Below are 3,581 nucleotides of genomic sequence, written 5' to 3' on the forward strand. Positions count from 1 at the left end.
AGGAGACCATGCTATGCTTAAAATCCGTTCATTAAAGCATTTTATAGTTTGGATAATCTTTCCACTTTCTAAGCTCCATAAATAGATATCTCCAATACTAGAAGCAGCAGCGATATATTTTCCATTAGGAGACCATGTAGCTCGATATATAGCATCTTTAGCTTCTTGAAGATTTTCACTACTTAATATTTTAAAATCTTTTAAACTTAACATCGTGCTTTACATATAAATAAACAATATAAACTTCTGAATTAGAAAAATAGTAGTTAATTTAGTACCAATGTACTGATTATAATAATAATTATTAATTAAATCTAATCATTGTTAAGAGTTTGATGCCATGACTTTAATCGTTCTCCTGTTACTATGCCTTCATTCAGGTGATAAACTCCTGATAACTCCAATCTCCCATACCACTCCTGATGATTCCCACCAATTAGTTGACGTTCTCCTAATACAGTCCAGATTATATCAAGTCCATTTTCAGCTAAAAACCTAATAAGTTTTTCTTTTGAAATTAAACACGCACTTGATCCTGCTTCTTCAACTAATGGGTTAAACGCTACAAGCTCATTTACAGAATCTACAAAATTAAATCTGCCACCTGACCATCGGATTCGCATGTTTTTAATTAGCCAAGCAGATGGCATCAAAGCTGAAATAGTGCCATCAATTGAACAATCGAATGTAGAAATTTCACGTAAATACTCGGTTGTTGTTACAACACTAGCACCTGGTAAGTCATCTTCAAATTTACTATGACTAATCCAATCCTGGTCATTATTTAATGCTCTACATGATGAAGCCCAAGGAAACTCACCAACAAAAACATCAAGCATCTGCTCTGACTCTGGCATCCATCTTCCCATAAAATTTTTATCACTGAACCATTGCAATATCTTACTCTTGTCCTCTTGATGAACTATATAGCTTCGTAACTGAAACCACATATCTCGTCGCAAACTATGATAAGGTTCTTCTTCAATGGGGCCTTCTTCAGTCCATCGATAGTGTCCTTCGAGGGAAAGCCAAACTGTACCATCACTTGGTCGAGTTACTTCAATTAGCTGGCATGGATTAGGAGAATCACTTTCTTGTGTTATCCAATTAATTTGCTCTTGTTTATCAGCGTGATCAAAAATGTATGGGACTGGTTGCCACCATACAGATGTTTTTTCTTGGACTTCCTGTTCTGATAATTGGCGTACTAAAAGTGAAGGGTCAATATCCCGTGTACCAGAACCTAGCTGCCAAGGGCCATCGTATTGTTGAGGAGATTCATTTAATGAAGAACTACCAATAAATTCAAAATTATCGGCAACATAAGCTAGAAACTGATGATAGGCTATCCATTGATATTTTTTACTTATTCTTTCTGGGGTTTTTCTTTCACCATAACTGTAACGATCTAGCGTGCGTTCAAACTGCCCAAATCTATCAACTGTCCAACCGAAATCAAAAACTATCTTTAGAATCCAAGATTGGACAAGTGATAAATCAAACCGGAATTCATTTCCTTTTGAATCTTGGATGTGAGGTAAAACAAATTTATTGAAGTTTTCTTTCTTTTTCTTACCTAATGTTCTCAAAAATCTGTTTTGTTCACTTATAAGTATGCTGTTTAATTTATCAGAAGAAAACTCTGCTTGAAAATATTCAATCTGTTTAGCTGTATCTAGACGTTTACAGAGTCTAACAGATGACTGTATTTTCTCGTATCTTTCCCATGAATTTTTTTGTTTTTTCGTCAAAGAGTCTATAAATTCATTATACTTTTGCTGCCTAGTTGCAAGTATTTGCTTCCTACCTAGCTCTCCCAAACGACAGGAAGACCATTCAAAATCGCCATGATTTGTACCTATAACATATCTTGCAAAATCTCCATGTCCCATTACTGAATTATATAAACCCCACTGCGACCAGTCACGGTCATCCATACCTTCCCAAGTTTCACCGTAAGGTTCTAATTCTTCCTTGGTAGGAATATCAACAAGCCAAGGAGTTTGGTATGGTGGGCGACAGCGCTCAATATCTACACTTTGCGGAAGGATTCCACGATGCTTTGCAACTTCGATAACTCCACGAGCATAATCACGTAAAAGTATGTGTGCTGGTGGTGTGCCGTTCTTAAATACCCATTCGTAAACTTTACCAGCCAGTTCTTGCACTCCACTAGCCTTATCACTGAGCATAGCCACACCGTAAGCTACAGCACAAAGGCGTTCCCATACATAGAGGTCATTAACGTTAATAAATCGCTCAATTACCTGTACCAAAACTTGAGGTCTTAGGTAAAGCATTGAAACTAGGGCTTTAGTTGCGCGATCACGAACATAACGATGAGAGGTAGTTAAAAACCATACCAACGCAACAGCACATAGTTCAATCGCTTCATCAGAAATATGTGTTTTTTCAGCTTCCCATGCCCATTCCAGTAAACGGTCAACAGAGCCACGTTCTTCATATTGCGAAGACAGATAGATAGACCACCATTCGTCACGCTCAGGCATTTCAAGGCTCAGAAGGTGGTTATGAAGGAATTTAGCGTTGAAGGGATGGGCTGGATCTGCCGCAACTGTCAGTAGTAAATTGTACACAGCTTCTTCGCAACCCTCTTGACTAAATATCTCATTGAGATAGTCTTTGGTTATATTAGTTACCTTAGTAGGGTTACGCCAGATAATACTTTGAAGAAAGGCACGCTGCACAACATCCCCTACGTTTCCCTGTGGAGCTAATTCTACTAATTCTTGCCCAATTTGTTCTGGTAATTGGATACTAAGAGCTTCAATCCAACCACTGTAGCGCCATGTTTCCCAATCATTAGCCAGCATTTTTCCTAGTGGTTGATTGGGATTAAATGAAGCAACTGGATTATTCTTATCAAGATGTTTGTTTAATAGGTAGCGAACTATAAGATGGTCGCTAAATTTCTCATAGGGAAATTTTACAGTATCAATATGCTGAGGCTCTGAATCATCTTCGTTTGAATAAATATAAACCAAATCCTCAGACAATAATCCTTCGTTAAGGAGATTATTAAAAAGTGTTTGTTGATGGCCTGTTGTTGGCAGGATTTGATTGACAATTTTCTTGGCTTCTCCTCTATCTATCCAAGGCTGTCCAGTTTCCGCCATGGCTTTGGCAAGACTTCTTTAATGGCAAAGTTGGTAAGCGAAGCACCTGAAACATTGGCTTACCATTTCTTTGCCCCTTATGAAAACTCCAGTAGTGTTACAGAGGAAGGCTTTTTAAGAAATGTAGTTGAGCAAATGGCGCAGTGGCACAACTGTACTGATACATTGCCAGAAAAGCTGCCCGATTTGCAAGCACAGTACCATTATTTCTTTGATAAACCACTTGAGCATATTCATGTACTGGTAATTGACGGACTCGATGAGGTGACAAACTGGAAGCTTGTTCCTTATCTTTCTCGTCGGCTGCCCGAAAATCTGCATATTATTCTAACAGTGCGAGATGTAGGACAAGATTGGGCTGCTGATTACGATTTGCCAAAGGGTCAAATAGAGCATTTAGTACTGGCGGGACTGACACGCAATGATGTAATGCAAGTTATGCAG

3 protein-coding genes are annotated in these 3,581 nt (G+C 38.3%); 1 reads left to right on the forward strand and 2 read right to left on the reverse strand.

Annotation, left to right across the window (positions count from 1 at the left end; all coding sequences use genetic code 11):
- Window positions 1–213 (reverse strand): WD40 repeat domain-containing protein (locus RRG12_RS41795; RefSeq protein ID WP_420763201.1); only part of this gene is annotated, 213 nt, incomplete at its 3' end.
- A 101-nt stretch (window positions 214–314) separates the two neighbouring features.
- On the reverse strand, window positions 315–3,137 hold the full coding sequence (locus RRG12_RS41800) for a hypothetical protein (protein WP_420762111.1): 2,823 nt from the start codon (window positions 3,135–3,137) through the stop codon (window positions 315–317).
- 21 nt (window positions 3,138–3,158) lie between these two features.
- On the opposite strand from RRG12_RS41800, the gene RRG12_RS41805 reads away from it, so the two are divergent.
- On the forward strand, window positions 3,159–3,581 hold a 423-nt coding region (locus tag RRG12_RS41805), incomplete at its 3' end, for a hypothetical protein (RefSeq protein ID WP_420763202.1).

The organism is Nostoc sp. CALU 546 (assembly GCF_048836525.1).

Bases quoted from the DNA above. Each gene is read 5' to 3' on its own strand.
- RRG12_RS41800 (WP_420762111.1), bottom strand. From the start codon at position 3,137: ATGGCGGAAACTGGACAGCCTTGGATAGATAGAGGAGAAGCCAAGAAA.